General features: G+C 73.4%; 17 protein-coding genes. 1 reads left to right on the top strand and 16 read right to left on the bottom strand.

Features of this window, described 5'->3' with window-relative positions:
* Positions 1-14: 14 nt before the first annotated feature.
* Positions 15-425, top strand: coding sequence for a hypothetical protein (locus CFRA_RS11800; RefSeq protein ID WP_075663168.1), 411 nt, complete (start codon positions 15-17; stop codon positions 423-425).
* A 28-nt stretch (positions 426-453) separates the two neighbouring features.
* Here the strand turns inward: CFRA_RS11800 and rfbA are convergent, their stop codons facing one another.
* The 16 genes from rfbA to hemB all read right to left on the bottom strand — a co-directional run bounded on the left by rfbA (position 454) and on the right by hemB (position 19,322).
* A complete protein-coding gene (gene rfbA / locus CFRA_RS01615) occupies positions 454-1,326 on the bottom strand; it encodes a glucose-1-phosphate thymidylyltransferase RfbA (protein ID WP_075663167.1) in 873 nt (290 codons plus the stop codon).
* Positions 1,323-1,949 (bottom strand): dTDP-4-dehydrorhamnose 3,5-epimerase, encoded by a 627-nt coding sequence (rfbC, locus tag CFRA_RS01610; protein WP_075663166.1) that lies wholly within the window; start codon positions 1,947-1,949, stop codon positions 1,323-1,325. Before rfbC ends, rfbA begins: the two co-directional genes overlap by 4 nt.
* A gap of 21 nt (positions 1,950-1,970) precedes the next feature.
* Entirely contained in the window at positions 1,971-3,023 is a 1,053-nt protein-coding gene (gene rfbB / locus CFRA_RS01605) for a dTDP-glucose 4,6-dehydratase (protein ID WP_075663165.1), read from the bottom strand.
* A gap of 152 nt (positions 3,024-3,175) precedes the next feature.
* Positions 3,176-3,481, bottom strand: a complete 306-nt coding sequence (locus CFRA_RS01600; RefSeq protein WP_075663164.1) for a helix-turn-helix domain-containing protein — start codon at positions 3,479-3,481, stop codon at positions 3,176-3,178.
* 291 nt (positions 3,482-3,772) lie between these two features.
* The gene (gene ccsB / locus CFRA_RS01595; protein ID WP_075663163.1) at positions 3,773-4,786 is read right to left on the bottom strand and encodes a c-type cytochrome biogenesis protein CcsB; all 1,014 of its coding nucleotides are present in this window, start codon (positions 4,784-4,786) and stop codon (positions 3,773-3,775) included.
* 392 nt (positions 4,787-5,178) lie between these two features.
* The gene (gene resB, locus CFRA_RS01590) at positions 5,179-6,843 is read right to left on the bottom strand and encodes a cytochrome c biogenesis protein ResB (protein WP_075663162.1); all 1,665 of its coding nucleotides are present in this window, start codon (positions 6,841-6,843) and stop codon (positions 5,179-5,181) included.
* A 176-nt stretch (positions 6,844-7,019) separates the two neighbouring features.
* Positions 7,020-7,814, bottom strand: a complete 795-nt coding sequence (locus CFRA_RS01585) for a cytochrome c biogenesis CcdA family protein (RefSeq protein WP_156888032.1) — start codon at positions 7,812-7,814, stop codon at positions 7,020-7,022.
* Between the two features lie 140 nt (positions 7,815-7,954).
* Entirely contained in the window at positions 7,955-8,494 is a 540-nt protein-coding gene (locus CFRA_RS01580; protein WP_083666997.1) for a TlpA family protein disulfide reductase, read from the bottom strand.
* Between the two features lie 218 nt (positions 8,495-8,712).
* The gene (locus CFRA_RS01575; RefSeq protein ID WP_075663161.1) at positions 8,713-9,321 is read right to left on the bottom strand and encodes a histidine phosphatase family protein; all 609 of its coding nucleotides are present in this window, start codon (positions 9,319-9,321) and stop codon (positions 8,713-8,715) included.
* 9 nt (positions 9,322-9,330) lie between these two features.
* The gene (gene hemL / locus CFRA_RS01570) at positions 9,331-10,659 is read right to left on the bottom strand and encodes a glutamate-1-semialdehyde 2,1-aminomutase (protein ID WP_415684496.1); all 1,329 of its coding nucleotides are present in this window, start codon (positions 10,657-10,659) and stop codon (positions 9,331-9,333) included.
* Between the two features lie 127 nt (positions 10,660-10,786).
* The gene (locus CFRA_RS01565) at positions 10,787-12,352 is read right to left on the bottom strand and encodes a protoporphyrinogen oxidase (RefSeq protein ID WP_075664798.1); all 1,566 of its coding nucleotides are present in this window, start codon (positions 12,350-12,352) and stop codon (positions 10,787-10,789) included.
* A gap of 55 nt (positions 12,353-12,407) precedes the next feature.
* Entirely contained in the window at positions 12,408-13,484 is a 1,077-nt protein-coding gene (gene hemE / locus CFRA_RS01560) for a uroporphyrinogen decarboxylase (RefSeq protein ID WP_075663159.1), read from the bottom strand.
* A 225-nt stretch (positions 13,485-13,709) separates the two neighbouring features.
* A complete protein-coding gene (locus tag CFRA_RS01555; RefSeq protein ID WP_075663158.1) occupies positions 13,710-16,445 on the bottom strand; it encodes a heavy metal translocating P-type ATPase in 2,736 nt (911 codons plus the stop codon).
* A 437-nt stretch (positions 16,446-16,882) separates the two neighbouring features.
* On the bottom strand, positions 16,883-17,380 hold the full coding sequence (locus CFRA_RS01545) for a hypothetical protein (RefSeq protein WP_075663156.1): 498 nt from the start codon (positions 17,378-17,380) through the stop codon (positions 16,883-16,885).
* Between the two features lie 19 nt (positions 17,381-17,399).
* Positions 17,400-18,233: a hypothetical protein gene (locus CFRA_RS11525; RefSeq protein ID WP_156887931.1), complete on the bottom strand. Its 834-nt coding sequence runs from the start codon at positions 18,231-18,233 to the stop codon at positions 17,400-17,402.
* A gap of 90 nt (positions 18,234-18,323) precedes the next feature.
* The gene (hemB, locus tag CFRA_RS01535; protein ID WP_075664797.1) at positions 18,324-19,322 is read right to left on the bottom strand and encodes a porphobilinogen synthase; all 999 of its coding nucleotides are present in this window, start codon (positions 19,320-19,322) and stop codon (positions 18,324-18,326) included.
* Positions 19,323-19,362: the final 40 nt, after the last annotated feature.

The following is a 19,362-nucleotide window of genomic DNA, read 5'->3' as shown; positions in this document are numbered from 1 at the left end:
AAGGGAGGACCCCGTTGGGACGCCTGATTCTGTTGGCCCTGATCATCCTGGCCGTGGTGCTGCTGTGGAAGGCATTCGGCCCCGGCTCCGGAAAGCGCACCGGCGCCGGCCTCGACCGGCCCGCCGAGCGCCCCGAGATCAAGGGCCCCGACGACGACGAGGAGTTCCTCTGGACCCTGGAGAAGAACCGCTTCAAGGAACGCCGCGCCCGCGAGGAGGCCGAGCGCCAGGAGAACGAGCGCATGCGCCGTGCCCACGAGCGTTACGACGCCGCGCCCGCACCCGAGCCCGGGACAGAGTCGCCGTCTGACGCCACGGGGGACACCACACCCGGCGCAGGTTTCAGCCATTCCGGGAACGACCCGGAGGCAGGCACCGAGGACACCGACGGCCCGGACGCCGGCGAGGACCACCCCGAACGGTGACCACGGCGCCCACGCGGGCCGCCGCCCCCTAGCCCCGCTCGCGCTCGAGGATCTCCAGCAGGTACTCGCCGTAACCCGACTTGCGCAACGCGTCCGCACGGGCGCGCAGCGCGGCGTCGGAAATGTAGCCCATGCGCCAGGCGACCTCCTCGGGCGCGCCGATCTTCAGCCCCTGGCGCTGCTCGATGGTGCGCACGAAGTCGCCGGCGGCCATCAGCAGGTCCACCGTCCCCGTGTCCAGCCACGCCGTGCCGCGCGGCAGCACCTCGACGTGCAGTTTCCCGCGGCGCAGGTACTCGTTGTTGATGTCGGTGATCTCGAGCTCGCCGCGCGCGCTCGGCGAGAGCCCCCGCGCGATCGAGACGACCTCGTTGTCGTAGAAGTACAGCCCCGGCACCGCGAAGTGGCTCGCCGGGCGCTCGGGCTTCTCCGCCAGCGACAGCGCGCGGCCCTCCGCGTCGAAGTCCACCACCCCGTAGGCCTGCGGGTTGGACACCCAGTAGGCGAAGATCGCCCCGCCGTCGGGGTCCGTGAAGCGCCGCAACCGCGTGCCCAGCCCGGCGCCGTAGAAGATGTTGTCGCCGAGCACCAGCGCCACCGAGTCGTCGCCGATGTGGTCGGCGCCCACCACGAAGGCGTCGGCGAGCCCGCGCGGGCGGTCCTGCACCTCAAACGAGATGCGCACCCCGAACTGCGAGCCGTCGCCGAGCAGCCGCTCGAACTGCGGCAGGTCCGCCGGCGTCGTGATGACCAGGATGTCCGTGATGCCCGCGAGCATCAGCGTGCTCAGCGGGTAGTAGATCATCGGCTTGTCGTAGACGGGCACGAGCTGCTTGCTCACCGCGTAGGTGATCGGCCACAGCCGCGAGCCGGTGCCGCCGGCGAGGATGATGCCTTTCACAGGCCGGCCTCCTCGGCCGCCTCCGCCCAGCCCGCGCGCAGCTCGTCGAGGCGCCCGCGGCAGACCTCGACCTCGGGAAGCAGCCCGCGCTCCTCGAGCTCGACCAGCGACGGTGCGGCCTGGTCCTTCTCGGAGCGGATGTAGTCCATCGTCGGCCACGCCACGTCGACGTCGCCGTCCAGCGCGTCGAAGCCGTGCTCGACGCCGGGCTGGTACTCGGAGGTGGTCAGGTAGACGACCACGGAGTCCGCCAGGGCGAGGAAGCCGTGCGCGTAGCCGGAGGGGATGAACACCGCGTGCCGGTTGGCGGCGGTCAGCTCGAAGGCCTTCCACGCCCCGAAGGTCTCCGAGCCGCGGCGCACGTCGACGAGCACGTCGGAGACGGCGCCGGCCGGGCACGTGACCAGCTTGGCCTGTCCGGGCGGCACCTCCGAGTAGTGCAGCCCGCGCAGCACGCCCGCCTTCGAGACGGACATGTTGGCCTGCTGCAGGTCGAGCGGGAAGCCGAGCGCCTCCTCGAAGGCGGAGGCCTTGAACCACTCGTGGAAGGTGCCGCGGTCGTCGGGGTGCACCTCGGGCACCATGTGCAGGACGCCGTCAAAGCCGTCGACTGGAGTGAACATGGCGCCCAGTGTAGCCGCGGCTCAATTGCCGACGTCCCGCACAGCACCGCGAGCGGGAACCCGCGCCGTGGGCGCGGCGCGGCGCTCGGTGGCGGCGTAGAAGTCCTCGGCGGCGTCGAAGGCGGCGCGCCACCACGGCTCGTTGGCGCGGTACCAGTCGACGGTCCCGGCCAGGCCGGCGGCGAGGTCCATGTGGCGCGGGGTCCAGCCCAGCGCGCGGGTGGAGGCGGCGTCGATGGCGTAGCGGCGGTCGTGGCCGGGGCGGTCGGTGACGTGCTCGAAGTCGTCGGCGTCGCGGCCGAAGGCGCGGTTCAGCGCGCGCACGACGTCGAGGTTGCTCGCCTCGCCGTCGGCGCCGATGAGGTAGGTCTGGCCGGGCTCGCCGCGCTCGATGATCGCCCAGACGGCGTCGTTGTGGTCGTCGACGTGGATCCAGTCGCGCACGTTCTCGCCGGTGCCGTAGACGCGCGGCGGGCGGCCGGAGAGCAGGCGGAGGATCTGGCGCGGGATGAACTTCTCGGGGTGCTGGCGCGGGCCGTAGTTGTTCGAGCAGTTCGAGATCGTCGCGCGCAGCCCGAAGCTGCGCACCCAGGCGCGCACGAAGTGGTCGGCCGACGCCTTCGACGCCGAGTAGGGGCTCGAGGGCCGGTAGGGCGTCTGCGGGGTGAAGCGGGCCGGGTCGTCGAGGGCGAGGTCGCCGAAGACCTCGTCGGTGGAGATGTGGTGCAGGCGCACGTCGTGGCGCGCGCAGGCGGTGAGCACCGCGACGGTGCCCTCGACGTTGGTGCGCACGAAGGCGGCCGGCTCGCGCAGGGAGCGGTCGTTGTGGCTCTCGGCGGCGAAGTGGACGACGAGGTCCGCGTCGGCGACGAGCTTGTCGACGAGCGCGGCGTCGCAGACGTCGCCCTCGACGAGGCGGCACCGGCCGGCGTCCAGGTCGGCGAGGCTGGCCGGGTTCGCGGCGTAGGTCAGCTTGTCGAGCACCGTGACCCGCGTGTCGGGGCGGGTGGCGAGGGTGCGCCGCACGAAGTTCGAGCCGATGAAGCCGGCGCCGCCGGTGACGAGGATGCGCATGGGCTCAACGGTAGCGTCTCGGGGAGCCGGATCCCGCGGGCGGGCCCGACGCCGAGCGCGCTCGCCTCGTTCAGAGATGTGCCGCGAGAACTCGGCGGGACGCCCCCGGACGGAGTTTGTTCTCCTGACTTCCGGTGGCCGGCACCGGGAGGTCAGTTACGGGCAGTGGCTTCCGCGGGTTCCGCATCAGCGGCTTCGACCGCCGCGGCCCCGGAGGCCTCGGCGAAGCAGAGCTCGAGGCCGAGCACCCGCGCGACCGACTGGACCTTCTCCCAGCGCACCCCCGTCGCGCCGTGCTCGATGGCGTGCAGGGTCGAGCGGGAGACCCCGGCGGTGGCGGCGACGTCCTGCTGGAGCCGCCCCAGCTCCCGGCGGCGCTCGGCGAGTTCGGATCCCAGCTGGACCAGCTCGGGGATGTCGCCCGCGGGTTTGCCGGTCTTGCGCCTGGGTGCGCTCATCGCTGATTCCTCCTGTGTCCTGCGCTGGTCCGGGGGCACCCGGGCCGACGGTGACGCCAACTTTTACAGTAAGCCTAGCCTTAGAACATACCCGGACCGCGGGCGGAAAATCCAGCCCCTGGGCCACCCCCTCCCCCGCCGTCGTGACACCGGCCCGATACGACGCAACCCCGCCGTCCGGGGAGGAATCCGGAGGCGGGGTGATGCTGGCCGACGGCGCCGGCCGCGCGGGCGGGCACGGCTGCGCCAGCCGCGCGGGCGGGCACGGCGTGCCGGCAGCGCGGGCCGCGGTCAGTTCAGACCGGCGTAGGAGTGCAGGCCGGAGACGACCATGTTGATGAAGAAGAGGTTGAAGACCATCGTGCCCATCGCCACGATGTTGATCCAGGCCGCGCCGACCTTCCAGCCGACCGTCGCACGCGCGTGCAGGTAGGCGGCGTAGAGGATCCAGGTGATGAAGGAGAACGTCTCCTTCGGGTCCCAGCCCCAGAACCGGCCCCAGGCCGCCTCGGCCCAGATCGCGCCGAGGATGATGCCGATGCCCAGGATCGGCAGCGTGTACACGGCAAGGCGGTAGGCGATGCGGTCGAGCTTCTCGGCGCTCGGCAGCGGGCGGACCACCGGGGCGAGGAAGCCGTGCTCCTCGCCCACGGGCTGCCACACGCGCAGCAGGAACAGGATCGAGAACACGCCCGAGACCAGGCCGATCGACGCGCCCACCGACACCGAGGTGACGTGGATGGGCAGCCAGTAGGACTGCAGCGCCGGCACCACCGGGGCGGCCTCGGCGTAGAGCTTGGTGCCCGCGAAGAACATCAGCACCAGCATCGGGGTCAACAGCCACGGCCAGACCACGCGGCTGCCGCGCGCCTGCACCACCACGGTGGCCACGACCATGGTCGCCGCGGTGATCATCAGCATGTACTCGTAGAGGTTGCCCAGCGGGAAGCGCCCGACGGCGAAGCCACGGGTGACCACGGCGACGACGTGCAGGATGATGCCCAGCCAGACCACCGACTGCGTCGCCCCGCCCCACTTGCGCGCGCTCGCGCGCTGCTTCGCCAGCGTCTCGTCCGCCGCGCCGTCGCCGGGGACGGCGACGTCTGCGCCGGGGGTTCCGGGCGCGACGTCGGAAATCGGGGCGTCCGAGCCGGCGCCGACGGTGACGAGCTCGCGCTCCTCGGTGCGGCGGCGGGTGCGGGCGATGATCGCCTGGGCGCGCACGTAGTAGAACAGCGACAGGACCAGGGCGATGAGGTAGACGAGGAACGTCGCCTGGAACGCCCGGTCCGACAGGGTCGCCATGGTCGGATCGACGATGCTATCCACTGAAGCTCTCTCCTTCTTCCGCCGGCCCGACCGCCACCGGCGGCAGGCCACGTATGAGGGGGAGATTACCAGAACCGCACGTAAAACCCGAGGTCGGCCCCGTTGGGCGGACCACCCCGGGCGGGGGTGGCCGGCGCGCGATTGCCGACGTCGCGCGGCGCGCCGTGGGCGGTTCCGTCACGGCGGGGCGGGTGTGCGCGCGTGCGTGCGGGCTCGGGATTCGACACCCGCAAGTTCAAGACCCGGTACCCGGTGGACCCGCGTGCGCGCGGGCGCGGGCGTGGTCCGCACGCGGAGCCTCGGGCACCGCAGCGCCGGCGCCCTGCGACTCCCTGGGCCTGCCGGGGCGGCGCCGGGACCACGCCGGGCTAAGTGCGCGGGCCCTCGATGAGCTCGTCCTCGTCGGGCTCGCCGGCGCCGCCCTCGACCTCGTCGGGGTCGGGCAGGTCGAAGATGTCGCGGTAGAGCTTCTCGAACTCCTCGCCCCAGCCGGCGCGGTCCGTGCGCGCCAGGCCGGCCATCTCCAGGTCGGTGCCGCCGGTGGCGGACGGGCGCACGCGCACCCACACGCGGCGGCGCTTGATCGCCAGCGAGGCGACCAGCGAACCCAGCATGACCACCGCCGAGACCAGGACCCAGCCCTGGAAGGGGTCGCGGGCGATCTGGTAGTTCGCGTACTCGCTGGCGCCGTCGAAGGTCAGCTCGGTGCCGTCGTCGAGGGTGACCGACTCGCCCTGGTCGAGGTTGACGCGCTCGATGCGCTGCAGCTGGCCGGAGTGCACCAGCGAGGAGTCCAGGCTGAAGATCGACTGGCCCACGCCGGTGTCCAGGCCGTTGTCGCCGCGGTAGACGTCGATGGCCACGGCCGGGTCGCGCAGCTCCGGGAACGAGGAGCTGAGCAGCGCGCCGTTCTCGCCGGTCCACTCGGCCGTCGGGGCGAACAGGCCCTCGATGGCCAGCTGGTTCTGGCGACGCTCGTAGAGGTCCGGGTACATGCCGGCCGGCGGGTCGAAGCGCATCGCGCCCGAGGACAGGAAGTTCGTCGGGTCGTCCGGGCGGAACTGGATGGTCTGCGTGCGGGTCTCGCCGTTGGGCCACTTGACGGTGAAGGTCGGCGCGAAGCCGTGGCCCTGCAGGTAGACACGGTCGCCGCCGAGCCGCAGCGGGTGATTGACCTTGAGCTCGTAGTCGCGCCAGGTCTTCGGGTCCGTGGTGATGTCCTCGCCCTCGGCGTAGGAGATGTTCGAGGTGAACATCTCGGCCTGGCCGTTGGGCAGGTAGTCCGCGGTGAAGTCGTGGGCGACGAAGCAGAACGGGCTCAACTTGCCGCGGTAGAGCGGACCGGAGCGGAAGGAGTCGAAGTTGGAGTCCGAGGTGTTGCAGAACTCCGTGGACTGGTCCAGGGCGACCGCCCCGGTCGAGCCCGACTCCGTGACGACGATGACCTGGCCCTCGTAGTAGACCATCCGCCCGGCGGCGATGGTGACCAGGATGGCCACCAGGCCCAGGTGGAAGACGAGGTTGAAGAACTCGCGGGCGTAGCCGCGCTCCGCGGACAGCGAGCGGGCCCCGGCGCGGTCCTCCTCGGCGGAGAACACCGAGACGCGCCAGCCCTTGAGCCGGCCGCGCACCTGGTCGAGCACCTCGTCCGGTTCGGCGTCGAGGTGGCCGGTGTGGTGGTGCGGCATGCGCGTCAGGCGCTTGGGCGCACGCACCGGCTTGGCGCGCATCGCCTTGTAGTGCTCCCAGCTGCGCGGGATGATGCAGCCGACCAACGAGATCGTCAGCAGGACGTAGATCGCCGTGAACCAGGACGAGGAGAAGACGTCGAAGAGCTGGAGCTTGTCGTAGATCTCGGCGAGGCGGCCGTTGTTGGCGATGTAGTCGCTGACCTTCTCCTCGTTGAGGCTGCGCTGCGGCAGCAGCGCGCCCGGGATCGCCGCGACGGCGACGAGGAAGAGGAGGATCAGCGCCGTGCGCATGCTGGTCAGCCAGTTCCATGCGCGACGCAGCCAGCGCGTCACCTGCTTCATCTGTTCCTTCTCCTCTGTCCTCTGGTCGGGTATCGGATTTTTCCGGGGTCATGCCCGGGCGGTTGCTGCCGCGGGCGGCCTTCGTCGGCCGTGCTGTCCTCCGCCGGGACCGTGGCGCCGACCGCGCACCGGTCGCGCCCAGGTCTCACCTGCGCCGGCACCGGCCTCGGGCGATCCTAGATCACGGTCGTTCCGTAGCCGAGCGTCCACTGGCGGACCCAGCCGACGAACTCGGCCCACACCCCGGTCACCAGCGCGAGGCCCACGAGGATCATCAGGACCCCGCCGATGACCTGGATGGTACGGGAGTGCCTGCGCAGCCAGCCCACGCCCCGCAGCGCCCAGGTCGAGCCCAGCGCGAGCAGCAGGAACGGCAGGCCGAGGCCCAGGCAGTAGGCCACGATGAGCACCACCCCGCGCGCGGCCGTGGTGCCCTCGGTGCCGGCGGCCACCGAGACGATCGCCGCCAGCGTCGGGCCCAGGCACGGCGTCCAGCCCAGGGCGAAGACGCCGCCGAGCAGCGGCGCGCCGACCCAGGTGGTCACCCGCTTCGGGCTCATGCGCGTGTCGCGCTGCAGCCCCGGGATGAAGCCCAGGAAGACCAGGCCCATCACGATGGTGACCACCCCGCCGACGCGCATGAGCGTCTCGGCATTGAGGGTGAGCATCCCGATCGCGCCGAAGACGGTGGCCGTGCCGAGCACGAAGACCACCGTGAAGCCGAGGATGAACAGCAGCGCGGCGATGACCACGGCCCACTGGCGGCGCCGGCCCACGGTCGGGCCGTGCTCGCCGGAGTAGTCCATCTCCCCGCCGACCGTGCCGGCCAGGTAGGAGAGGTAGCCGGGCACCAGCGGCACCACGCACGGGGTGGCGAAGGAGACCAGGCCGGCCAGCGCCGCGGCCACCAGGGCCAGCACCAGCGGGCCGCCGGCGACCGTCTCGGCGAAGGTCCCGCCGGCGGCGAGCAGGTCAACGCCCGCCGAAGCAGCGCCGTCCGCCAGGAACGCCGTGTCGGATGCCCCCGCCGCGCCGGTCGCGCCGGTCGCGCCGGCTGCCTGGCCCGCCGACGCCGCGCCGCCGACCAGGAACTCCGTCACCGTCGAAAGGTTCACTGCTCCTCCAGGAGGCCGTCGACGACCTCGGAAATCTCGGTGTCGGTGATCCCGCGCAGGAAGACGGCGGCCGGACGGTGCTGCTTGTCCAGCACGATCGTCGTGGGCACCACGGAGGTGGGCACGCCGCCGAGCGCGGCGGCGGTGCGGAACGGCGGGTCGTAGATCGAGGGGTAGGTCACCCCGTTGTCCTTGACGAAGTCCCGCGCGATCTCCGCGTTGTGGTCGCGCACGTTGATGCCGAGCACCGTGGCGGGCTTGTCGCCCTCCCGGAAGGACTCCTGCAGGCGCTCGAGGTCGTCGACCTCCGCGCGGCACGGCGCGCACCACTGCCCCCAGGCGTTGAGCACGACGACCTGGCCGTCGAAGTCCGACAGCGAGATCGTCTCGCCCTCGTCCATCAGCGACTCACCCGAGAAGCCCTGCAGCGGGGCGCGCTCGGACTCGTCGTAGAAGACCTCGGTGCTGCCGCTCGGCGAGTAGAAGTCGAAGGTGCCGCCGATGGCCACGGCGTCGTCGCCGCCGGCGTCCTCCATCGAGCACGCCGACAACGTGCCCGCCGCCACCACGACGGCGCCCAGCAGCCCGGCCACGCGCGCGGCGCGGCGCACGCGACCACCGGCACCGCCGCAGACGACGTCGCGGACGGTCCGGTCAGAACGCCCGGCGCCCACGGCGCCGGCACCCGCACCCACAGCGCGGGAACCGCGGCGGCGCAGGGCGGGACGTCGGAAATTGAGGGGTTCCGCCACAGTCAGATCTCCTGCGCGGGCTCGGTGTAGACGCACTCGGCGACGGCGGCGCCGCGGAAGACCAGCGAGGTCACGCTCGCCAGCTCGCAGCGGCGGTCCCACGGCATGTGCGCGACGTCGAGACCGGCGACCCAGCGCTGCACGGTCACGATCGGCAGCTGGTGGGTGACCAGCACGGCCTCGTGACCCTCGGCGGCCAGGCGGGCGCGCTCGACGGCGTCGAGCATGCGCGACTGGATGTCGCGGTAGGGCTCGCCCCAGCTCGGCTCGGAGGGGTCGACCATCAGCGGCCAGCGCACCGGGTTGATCAGCTGGGTGCGCCAGCCCTTGGTGCGCAGCCCCTCGAAGCGGTTGCCCGCCTCGATGAGGTCCTCGTCGACCTGCGGCTCCAGGCCCGTCACGCGCGCCATCGGCAACGCGGTCTGGCGGGTGCGCTGCAACGGCGAGCAGGCCAGGTGGGTCACGTCGTGGCCCTCGAAGGCCTGGGCCGTGCGCGCGGCCTGGGACTCCCCGCGCGCGGAGAGGCGGAAGCCCGGCAGGCGACCGTAGAGCACGCGCTCCGGGTTGTGCACCTCCCCGTGGCGCACGAGGTGGACGATCGTCGTGGACATGGCTGTCTCCTAGGAGTTCGGGTCGGCCGCGGCGGCGGCGCGGGCGGCCGGGGCGAGCGCGGCCTCGATGCGCTCAAAATCATCGTCGGTGAGCGCCGACGAGACAAACCAGGTCTCGAAGACGCTCGGCGGGGCGTAGACGCCCGCGTCGAGCAGCGCGTGGAAGAACGCCGGGTAGCGGAACGTGTCCGCGGCCTTCATGTCGGAGAAGTTGCGGCCGGCGCCCTCGGCGAAACGCACCGAGAGCATCGTGGCGGCGCGCTGGATGTGGTGCGGCACGCCCTCGGCCTCCAGTGCGGTGTCGATCAGGCCGGCCAGGCGGTCGGCGTTGGCGCTCACCGCGTCGTAGACCTCCGGGGTGGCGCTGGTCAGCGAGGCCACACCCGCGGCGGTGGCCACCGGGTTACCGGACAGGGTGCCCGCCTGGTAGACGGGGCCCTCCGGGGCGAGGTGCTTCATGATCTCGGCGCGCCCGCCGAAGGCCGCCGCGGGCAGGCCGCCGGAGACGACCTTGCCGAAGGTGGTCAGGTCGCCGGCGACCCCGTCGACGCCGTACCAGCCGTTGTAGGAGGTGCGGAAGCCGGTCATGACCTCGTCGAGGATGAGCAGCGCGCCGTCGGCGTGCGCGATCTCCTTGAGCGCGGCGTTGAAGCCCTCGTCCGGGGCGACGGTGCCCATGTTGCCGGCGGCGGCCTCGGCGATGATGCAGGCGATCTCGCCCGGGTGCTCGGCGAAGGCGCCGCGCACGGCCTCGAGGTCGTTGTAGGGCACGACGATGGTGTCGGCGGCGGCCGCGCCGGTCACCCCCGGCGAGTCCGGCAGCGCGAAGGTCGCCACCCCCGAGCCGGCCGAGGCCAGCAGCGCGTCGACGTGGCCGTGGTAGCAGCCCTCGAACTTGAGCACCTTCGGCCGGCCGGTGTAGCCGCGGGCCAGGCGCACGGCGGACATCGTCGCCTCGGTGCCGGAGTTGACCAGGCGGACCTCCTCGACGGAGGTGCGGTCGACGATCAGGCGGGCCAGCTCGACCTCGCCGTAGGAGGGCGTGCCGAAGGACAGGCCCTTGAGCGCGGCCTCACGCACGGCCTCGACGACGGCCGGGTGCGCGTTGCCCATCAGCATCGGGCCCCAGGAGCAGACCAGGTCGACGTAGTCGTTGCCGTCGACGTCGGTCAGGTGCGAGCCCGTGGCCGACTCGATGAAACGGGTCTGGCCGCCGACGGAGCCGAAGGCGCGCACCGGGGAGTTCACCCCGCCGGGGGTGAGCCGGCGGGCCTCGGTGAACATCTCGGCGGACCGGGCGGTGTTTTCGGAGGTGGGCTGGGAACCGGGGGTAGTCATGGGGACCATTGTAGGGACCACCGCCCGGATGTCCCCACCGGCCGCGGTGTGCGGTGCCCCTCCCCCGGCAGCGTGCACATGGCGCGGCACCTGGCGCGCACCGCCCGGCGCGCGCCCGGCGCCGGGCTCAGTCCCCCTGGCCGAGCAGCCGGGCGGCGGCCGCACGCGCGTCGGCGATGACGGCCGGCACGCCGACGCCGCCGGCCCAGGAGCCGGTGACCTCGACGCCGGGCACCTCGGCGACGGCCGCGCGGGCGGCGGCGACGTGCTCGAGGTGGTGCTCGTCGTAACGCGGGATCCCGCCGAGCCAGCGCTGCACGTAGATCTCGGCCACGCCGGCCTCGCGGGCGTCGAAGCCGGTGATCGTCTTCAGGTCGTCGAGCGCGTAGTCGACGAGGGTGTCCTCGTCCTCGCGGATCAGCGCGTCGTCGCCGAAGCGGCCGAAGCTGGCGCGCAGGGTCAGCCCGCCGCGCTCGGCCAGGTGCGGCCACTTCTTCGACGAGAAGGTGAAGGCCTTGGCGTGCACGCCGGGCTCGTCGCCGGCGACGAGCACCCCGGAGTTCTCCGGGAAGCCCTCGCCCGACTCGAGGCGCAGCCCCACCACGACGGAGCCGGCGAGCTTGACCGGCCCCAGCGCCTCGGCGGTCGCCGGGGAGACGGCCGCGAGCAGGCGGGCGGTGGTCGGTGCCGGGGTGGCCAGCAGCACGGCGTCGTACGTGCCCTCGCCGGCGCCGGTCAGGCGGTAGCCCTCGCCGTCGCGGGTGAGACCGCTGACGAAGGCGTCGAGGTAGATCCTGGCGCCGGAGGCCTCGGCGAGCGCCTCGTAGAGCTCGCGGAAGCCGCCGCGCAGGGTGCCGAAGATGACGGGGCGCTTCCTCCGCTTGCCGACGCCGTCCTGGTCGCCCTCGGCGCCACCCGCACCGTCGGCGGGCTGGGCGCCGTCGCCGGCGCCCGTGGCCTGCGTCCCGGCGGGGTGCGCGGCACTGGTGCTCGGCTCGGCGGTCGCGGCCACGGAGCCGCGCGCCTCCTTCTCCCCACGCTTCGCGGCGGCCTGCGCGGCCCGGGAGTCGAGCACGCGCTGCACGGCCCCGGAGAGCGTGGGCTTCTCGCCGGCCTCGACCATCGCGTCGAAGGCCTCGGCGAGCTGCGGCACGGTCGCGCGCACGCCGAGGTCGTCGGCGGTGCAGGAGTAGACGCCGCCGAGCAGCGCGGAGACGGCCCGCTCGACGACCTCGCCGCCGTAGCGCGCCCGCACCAGCTCACCGACGTTGAGGTCGCCGCCGACCGGCCAGTCGACCGGCTCGGCGTCGCCCTCGGCGTCGATGCGCGCGGCGGTCTCCGCGGAGACCAGGTGGGCCACCGGCCCGCTCGTGGCCGGGATGCCCATGACGGTGCCCGCCGGCAGCGGCTTCATGACCCCGCCGGTGAAGACGGTCGAGTGCAGCCCGGAGGTGCCCACCACGTCGTCGCCCAGACCGAGCTCGTCGATGAGCTCGCGGGCGGCGGGCCGGCGCACCAGGAAGGCCTCCGCGCCGAGGTCGACGGGGCCGCCCTCGAAGGGCACCGAGCGCAGCTTGCCGCCGATGCGGTCGGTGGCCTCGAAGACCTCGACCTCGGCCTCCGGGTCGCGGCGGTGGATCTCCCAGGCGGCGGTCAGGCCGGCGATGCCGGCCCCGATGATGGCGTAACGCACGGGGTTGTGCTCCTTCACTACTTCACTACTCGACTACCCGCGTGTCTCGCGGGCGCTAATCCGTCTCGTGGACGATGCGGACGGCCTCGGTGACGGCCTCGGCGGGGGTCTCGGGCAGCACGCCGTGGCCCAGGTTGAAGATGTGGCCGGTGGCGTAGCCCTCGTCGACCGCCCGGCGCGCGGCGGCGCGGATGCGCTCCACCTCGGCGCGCACGACGTCGGGACCGGCGAACAGCAGCGCGGGGTCCAGGTTACCCTGCAGCACCTTCGGCCCGGCCGCGCGGAAGATGCGCTCGGCGGCGCGGTCCAGCGGCACGCGCCAGTCCACGCCGACGACCTCGGGGCCGGCCTGCGCCATGTCGGCGAGCAGCTCGCCGGTGGTCACGCCGAAGTGGATGCGCGGGATCTCCGCGCCGGCGACGGCCTCGAAGATGCGCCGCGAGTACGGCAGGACGTGCTCGCGGTAGTCGTACTCCGAGAGGTAGCCGGCCCAGGAGTCGAAGAGCTGGACGGCGTCGACACCGGCGGCGATCTGCCCGGACAGGAACGCGGTGACCGTGGGCACGAGGCGCTCCATGAGCGCGTGCCAGGTCTCCGGCTCGGTGTGCATCAGGGCCTTGGTGTGCCGGTGGTTCTTGCTCGGCCCGCCCTCAACGAGGTAGCTGGCCAGGGTGAACGGGGCACCTGCGAAGCCGATGAGCACCTGGTCGTCGCGCAGGCCGTCGAGGATCCCGGAGATGCCCTCGCCGACCTCGGCCACCGGCTCCTCGAGCACGGGCAGCGCGTCGACGTCGGCGCGGGTGCGCACGGGGTGGTCCATGACGGGCCCGCGGCCGGGCACGATGTCCACGCCGACGCCGGCGGCCTTGAGCGGGACGACGATGTCGGAGAAGAGGATCGCGGCGTCGACGTCGTGGCGGCGCACCGGCTGCAGGGTGATCTCGGTGAGCAGGTCGGGCCGGAAGCAGGACTCGAGCATGCCCACCCCGGCGCGGATCTCGCGGTACTCCGGCAGCGAGCGGCCGGCCTGGCGCATGAACCACACCGGCGTGCGCGTCGGGGTCCGCCCGGCGACGGCGTCGAGGAACGGGGCGCGGGTGAGCCGGCGACGTGCCGGGGATGGGGTGATCATGCCCCCGATTGTGCCCGAACCCGTCGGGGCCCGGCCAACCGCCGTGCGCTTGCCGACGCCGTGCGTACCCCCGCGTGCGCCGCACCGGCGCCGCCTGCGCCGCGCACCGCGCCCCGCGCGGTGTCGCGCGCCGTGCCGTCCGGGGCGCGGCGCGCCCGGTGCGGCGTCGCACACCCCGCACCGCGCCCGCCGACGGGGACGGGCGGGACGTCGTCAATCGGTGGGTCAGAACTCCACGGGCCGCGCGGCGAGGTTGGACATCGCCTCGATGACCAGGGAGGCGGCGAGCATCGCGACGGTCGCGCCGAGCGGGTGGAGCACGCCGGTGAGCGCGCCGACGACCGCGACGGCGTTGTAGCCCCAGGCGAAGAGGATGTTGCGGTCGATGATGCGGCACACGCGGCGGGCCAGGGCGAGCAGCTCCTCGATGGCGCGGACGTCCTTGCGCAGCACCACCACGTCGACACCGCGGTCGATCTCGTCGCCGTCGCGGTCGGGCTCGAGCGGGACGGTGCCCGATACGAGCACGCCGACGTCGGCCACGCGCAGCGCGGCGGAGACGGACTCGTCGCCGACCATCGTCACCGTGTTGCCCTGCGTGTGCACGGTGCGCACGGTGCGGGCCTTGCGGCCGGGGGCGATGCCGGCGAGCACCCGGGAGATGCCGACGCTGTCGGCGAAGCGGCGGGCGACCGGGTAGATGTCGCGCGAGATCATCATGGTCTCGATGCCGAGCCCCTCGATGCCGTCGACGGCCTCCGCGGCGTCCTCCTTGACCGGGTCGTGCAGGGTGATCACGCCGCGGTCGACGCCGCCGATCGCGACGATGATCGGGGTGCCCTGCGCGGAGGCCAGGGAGGCCAGCGGCTCGTCGAGGTCGCCGACGGTGCACGGGCGCCACAGGCGGGCGTTGACGTGGCGCTCGCGGCGCCTGCCCTCGGGGCCGTCGACCGGCAGCGTGCAGGTGGCCACGAAGTCGCCGCCGGCGGTGACCTTGGCGCTGGTGACGGGCACGCGGCGCGGCACGGCGGTGTCGCCCGGGGCGTGCGGGATGGAGCGCGCGGCGCGCACGATGGCGCGGGCGGCCGGGTGCGGCGAGTCCGCGACGAGGCTGGCGGCCACGCGCAGCAGCAGGTCCTTGTCGTTGCCGGGCAGCGCCTTGACGGACTCGACGACCATGTCGGAGGCGGTCAGGGTGCCCACGCGGTTGAAGATCAGCGTGTCGGTGCTCTCCAGGCGGCGCATCACGCCGCCGTCGCGCAGCAGCAGGCCGTGCCGGGCCCCGGCCTCGGTGCCCAGGCGCAGCGCGAGGGCCGAGGAGAGCGCCAGCGCCGGCGGAGCGACGCAGGCGAGCACGGCCAGGCCGGTGGCGAAGGCCCCGGTCGGGTTGCCGGTGAACCACCACCAGCCGAGGAAGGAGACCACGGCCAGGAAGCAGGAGACGACGATCAGCCAGGACGCCGAGCGCGTCGAGAGCATCACCGCGTCGTTCTGGCGGCGGTTGACCTGGGCGACCCACCGCTCGACGGCCGCGATGCGCGTCGCGTGGCCGGTGCGGCGCACGCGCACCTTCAGGGTGCCGGACTCCACCCGGTCGCCGGCGCCGACGTGCCCGCCGACGCTGACCTGGTAGGTCGGCGTGGTGTGGCGGTGGTGGCCCAGGCCGTGGCCGTGCATGTGGGTGTGGCCCTCGCCGTGGCCGTGGTCCGGGCCGCGCGCGGCGGAGAGCACCGAGGCGACGATGACGCCGGAGCCGCCGACGACCATGCCGTCGACGGGCACGAGCTGGCCCGGGGTGAGCACGATGTCGTCGCCGACGTTGACCTCGCCGAGCGGCAGGCGCTCGCCCTCCGGGTCGTTGGGGTGGCGGCGCCGCTGCGCGATGGTGACCTCGGAGTGCAGGTCGGGGCGTGCGGCGGCGAGCTCCTCGACGAGGCTGGAGCGCGACTGGATCGACCAGCGTCGTCCGACCAGCAGCAGCGTGGTCATGCCGCAGGCGACGTCGAGGAAGATGTCGGGCCCGGAGCCGCCGAACATCGGCGGGGTGAAGAAGCCGGACTCGGAGAGCCAGCCCGGCCGGCCCGCGTCGGTGAACAGCAGCGCGCCGAGCGACCAGACGAAGGCGGCGGACACGGCGATCGAGCTCGCCCCGTCCAGGGCGGTCGCGCCGCGGCGCACGCCGCCGGCCAGGGCGCGGTGGAACGGCCAGGCGCACCAGGTGACCACGGGCAGCGACAGCGCGAGGGTGACCCACTGCCAGTAGTCGAACTGCCAGCCGGTCACGAGGCTGAGCAGCAGCACCGGGATCGTCAGCACGAGGGCCGTGACCAGGCGCGGGGTCGTGATCAGCCCGCGGGCGGTGTAGAGCACGTCGCGGCTCTCGCCGAGCCGGCCCCGGTTGACGGCGTGCGCGACGGTCGCGGAGGCGGGGGCGCCGTTGTTCCGGCGTTCGGCCTCGGCGTCCTCGCGGGCGGCGGCGCGCAGCCAGCCCTCGCGGCGGGCGCGCTGCAGGGCGCGCTCCTCGCCGGCGGAGCGGCGCACGGGCCGGCGGTTGCGGCGCACCCGGGCGTGCCGGGTCTGCTCGAGCTGCGCGACGCGCCGGCGCGTGGCCGGCGTCGGGGTGGCGGTGAGCCCGAACTGCGCGAAGATCGCCGTGAGGCGCTCCCGCGGAATTTCCGACGGCGCGCTGACCCACGCCCTGGCGTCCGGGTAGATGACGCGCGCATGGACGCCGGGCACGGCCTGCAGGGCGTCGACGAGGTGCTCGACGTCGCCGGCGTCGACGGTCTCCTCGCCCAGGCCCTCGAGGTCGAAGGCCCAGGAGACGAGGGTGACCACGTCGTCCTCGACCTCGACGCCGGCGCGGGCGGCGGCGTGCCGGGCGCGCTGGATGACCTGGTCGAGGCCCTCGCCGGACGGCGGCGTCTGCTCCGCGCGGGCCGCCTGCTCCTCTGCGCTCACCCCGTCTCCGCCTCCTTGCGTGTGTCTCGGGTGTCTCTGGTGTGTCCCGGCGTCGGCCGGGTCGGCCGGGTCGGCCGGGTCGGCCGGGTCGGCCGGGTCGGCCGGGTCGGCCGGGTCGGCCGGGTCGGCCGGGTCGGCCGGGATGTGTCCGGATAGCGGGCACTTCCCGGGCTCTTCCCGGGCACTTCCCGGGCTCTTCCCGGGCAATCCCGGGACTCTCCCGGCCGGTTGATTTGTTCCACTGTAGACCGCCCCGACACGAAACACCCGCCCGACCGGGAATCCGGCGGGCGGGTGCGGGGTGCGGGCGGCGTCGCGGTGGCGCTCCGGCACCTGCGTGGGCCGCGCGGGCTGCACGGCGTGGTGCCCGGGTTGGGCCGGTACCTGTGCGGAGCTCGCGGGCCGCGCGGCGTGGGTGCCGGAGCTGGGCCCGAGCTCTAGGCGCCCGGGGTGTCGACGCCGCTGTGGTGGCGGATGTAGCCGTTGGCGTCGGGCCGGAACATCGCCACCGCGGCCGCGGCGAAGACGACCAGGCTCAGCAGCACCGCCGGGCCGACGACCTTGGCCACCAGCGCGATCATGTTGCCCACGACCAGTAGCACCAGCAGGGCGGCCACCCAGCGCCGCCACACCCGCGAGCCGGCGCGCACCTGCGGGGCGCACAGGCCCACCAGCAGGGCGCCGACGAGGTTGAACCAGGCGACGAAGCGCATGTTGGAGCGCACGTTCTCGGCGTGCTCGGCGTTCCAGTCGACGATCTCCTGCGGCACGTCGGTGGTCAGCAGCATCAGGCCGGCCACGGCGCACAACACGGCCCCGGCGACGAGCAGCCAGTACGCCACGTCGAGCGAGCGCGGCCGCCCGGACTCCGGGTCGTAGTGGTAGTCGCGGTTCGGGTCGGGCCGGTTTCCCCCGCTGGCGGGGGTCGGGAACATCGTCACGGCGGATCCTCTCTCAGCGGTTGCCCGGGTCGGTCCAGGTGCGGTCCTGCTCGGCGGCGGCCTCGGCGGTCCAGCGCACCGTCTCCGAGTTGAAGATGTACACGAGCGCCAGGGCGGCGGCCACCCCGGCGAGCACCTGCACCGAACCGTCGACGGCGAGCAGCGCCACGGGGATCGAACCGACCCCGGCCGCGCCGACGCCGAAGAGGGCGACGGCCCGGATGACCAGGTAGATGCTGAAGAACATCAGCAGCCGGCGCGAGCCGTCCGACCACCGGTGGCGCCGGGCGATCATCACCGTCGCCCACAGCAGGATCAGCTGGATGGCGACGCCGAGCAGCGCCGAGAATCCCGCGGAGGCGTAGACGGCCACGTCCAGCGTCTGCGGCGAGACGTCCGCGCCCTCGGTCTGCTCGAGGGTCTCGCGGGCCATGGTGCGCAGCGCCGTCGGGTCGGCGAGCACACCGGCGACGCTGAGCAGCTGGTGCAGGATCTCCAGGCCGACGATGCCGCGCCACAGCGCGACGAGGATACGCACGGCCTCCGGCGGCCGGTTGGCGTCGTCGTCCCTGCCGGCCGTGGCCGGTCCGCCGGCCTTGGCCGGCCCGCCGGCATTGGCCGACCTGCCGGACGTGCCCGGTGCACCGGTTACGTCTGCGCGCCTACCGGGCCCACCGGGGGCACCGGGTGCGCCGGGGCCGTCATCCACGGCGGCGGCGGTGCTGCCCTGCACTCCCGGGGTGCCCGGGGCGCTGGTCCCCGCCCCCGGGGCGCCCGGGTCGCCGGTCCCCGTCCCCGGGGCGCCCGGGGTGCCCGGCGTCTCCCGGCGGTCGTGTCCGGTGGTCATCAGGTGCTCCTCCTTCGTCCGCGGCGCACCACGGCCGCACGTTACGCAGGACGCCGCGCGGCGCGGCGTCGTTAATTCAACTCCGCGGCGTCAGTCGCGGGCGAGCGCGCGGGCGGCGTCGACGGCGAAGTAGGTCAGGATCTGGTCGGCGCCGGCGCGCTTGATCGAGGTCAGCGACTCCATCATCACGCGGTCCAGGTCGATCCAGCCGTTGGCGGCGGCCGCGTGGATCATCGCGTACTCGCCGGAGACCTGGTAGGCCGCGACCGGCACCGGGCTCGACGCGGCGACCTCGTGCAGGATGTCGAGGTACGGCAGGGCGGGCTTGACCATGACGATGTCCGCGCCCTCCTCGATGTCCAGCTGGGTCTCCAGCATCGACTCGCGCGCGTTGGCCGGGTCCTGCTGGTAGGTGCGGCGGTCGCCCTTGAGCGAGCTGCCGACGGCGTCGCGGAACGGGCCGAAGAACGCGGAGGCGTACTTGGCGGAGTAGGCCATGATCGCCACGTCCTCGAAGCCCTCGGAGTCCAGGGCCTCGCGGATCGCGCGGATCTGGCCGTCCATCATGCCCGAGGGGCTGACGATGTGGGCGCCGGCCTCGGCCTGGGCGACGGCCATGGCCTGGTAGAGCGGCAGGGTCGCGTCGTTGTCGACGTAGGTGTTGCCGTGGCGGTCCTCGCTGAGCGAGCCGCAGTGGCCGTGGTCGGTGAACTCGTCGAGGCAGGTGTCTGCCATGACGATGACCTCGTCGCCGAACTCCTCGCGCAGGGCGGCCACGCCGCGGTTGAGGATGCCGTCCTCGCGCCAGGCGACCGAGCCGGTGGCGTCCTTGTCCCCGTCACGCGGCACGCCGAAGAGGTCCACGCAGCGCACGCCGGCGTCGAGGGCCTCGTGCACGGCGGCCTTGAGCGAGTCGATCGTGTGCTGGTACTGCCCCGGCATCGAGGGGATCTCGCGGGCGGCGTCGATGCCGTCGGCGACGAACATCGGGAGGATGAAGTCGCTGGCGTCGAGGCGGGTCTCCGCGACCATGTCGCGCATCGCCGGGGTGGTGCGCAGGCGGCGCGGGCGGCGGACCGGCACGGTCAGCGGGAAGGTCTTGTCCGGCTGCGGGGTGGGGTTGGACACG

This window comes from Corynebacterium frankenforstense DSM 45800 (assembly GCF_001941485.1).
Classification (GTDB): Bacteria; Actinomycetota; Actinomycetes; order Mycobacteriales; family Mycobacteriaceae; genus Corynebacterium; species Corynebacterium frankenforstense.
This window is presented reverse-complemented; position numbering and strand designations above follow the sequence as displayed.

Excerpts from the sequence above, each read along its gene's own strand:
- CFRA_RS01545 (WP_075663156.1), bottom strand. The coding sequence starts at position 17,380 with ATGTTCCCGACCCCCGCCAGCGGGGGAAACCGGCCCGACCCGAACCGC.
- hemE (WP_075663159.1), bottom strand. The coding sequence starts at position 13,484 with ATGATCACCCCATCCCCGGCACGTCGCCGGCTCACCCGCGCCCCGTTC.
- CFRA_RS01575 (WP_075663161.1), bottom strand. The coding sequence starts at position 9,321 with ATGTCCACGACGATCGTCCACCTCGTGCGCCACGGGGAGGTGCACAAC.
- hemL (WP_415684496.1), bottom strand. The coding sequence starts at position 10,659 with ATGACTACCCCCGGTTCCCAGCCCACCTCCGAAAACACCGCCCGGTCC.
- ccsB (WP_075663163.1), bottom strand. The coding sequence starts at position 4,786 with ATGGCGACCCTGTCGGACCGGGCGTTCCAGGCGACGTTCCTCGTCTAC.
- CFRA_RS11525 (WP_156887931.1), bottom strand. The coding sequence starts at position 18,233 with ATGACCACCGGACACGACCGCCGGGAGACGCCGGGCACCCCGGGCGCC.
- CFRA_RS01600 (WP_075663164.1), bottom strand. The coding sequence starts at position 3,481 with ATGAGCGCACCCAGGCGCAAGACCGGCAAACCCGCGGGCGACATCCCC.
- rfbC (WP_075663166.1), bottom strand. The coding sequence starts at position 1,949 with ATGTTCACTCCAGTCGACGGCTTTGACGGCGTCCTGCACATGGTGCCC.
- rfbB (WP_075663165.1), bottom strand. The coding sequence starts at position 3,023 with ATGCGCATCCTCGTCACCGGCGGCGCCGGCTTCATCGGCTCGAACTTC.
- resB (WP_075663162.1), bottom strand. The coding sequence starts at position 6,843 with ATGAAGCAGGTGACGCGCTGGCTGCGTCGCGCATGGAACTGGCTGACC.
- CFRA_RS01580 (WP_083666997.1), bottom strand. The coding sequence starts at position 8,494 with ATGGAGGACGCCGGCGGCGACGACGCCGTGGCCATCGGCGGCACCTTC.